The organism is Corynebacterium sp. LK2537 (genome assembly GCF_040946485.1).
Taxonomy (GTDB): Bacteria; Actinomycetota; Actinomycetes; order Mycobacteriales; family Mycobacteriaceae; genus Corynebacterium.
The window spans coordinates 1-547 of sequence record NZ_JAYWLQ010000020.1 but is presented as its reverse complement, the minus strand read 5'-3'; the positions used below and the strand labels follow the sequence as shown (position 1 = coordinate 547).

Sequence of the window (547 nt, the reverse complement as noted above, 5' to 3'; positions counted from 1 at the left end):
TGGGCCTCGATTAAGACCATCTCCGACGTCGAGGCCCTTTTCAGCGGCGGCTTGAACAAGCAGCCGAAGGCCACGCACGTGGTCATCTCCCTGCCCGACTGGGTTCGTATCCTGTCCGGTGACGGGGATGAGATCACCCTGCAGCTGACCAACGGGACCACCATGACGGGTGCCGAATACGTCCGCCAATGCCTGTGGGACGCGGGCCTGGCCACCCTGGTGGATCCTAGGCGCGGGCCGGTCAACCAATACCGCTACCAGCGCCATGCTTCACCCAAGCAGAAGGACATGGCCAAGGCCGAGACCACCACCTGTGCCTGGCCAAACTGCCGCAAGCCGGCCGATGAGTGCCAGGTCCACCACATCCACCCCTGGGTAGACGGCGGCGAGACCAACCAGGAGAACCTCACCTTGTTGTGCGAGTTCCATAATTCCTGGAACGACGACGACCCCACCTACCCCAGACACGGCAGGGTCAACCGAAGACACGGCAAGGTGACATGGGACCCGCCCTGGGGCGGCGGCACCTAACGGCTGACGGCGGACG

Annotated in this window: 1 protein-coding gene; it reads left to right on the top strand. The window is 64.2% G+C overall.

Annotation, left to right across the window (positions count from 1 at the left end):
- Positions 1 to 531: HNH endonuclease signature motif containing protein (locus tag VVS03_RS11290; RefSeq protein ID WP_368526599.1), on the top strand; the 531-nt coding region annotated here is incomplete at its 5' end.
- Positions 532 to 547 lie beyond the last annotated feature (16 nt).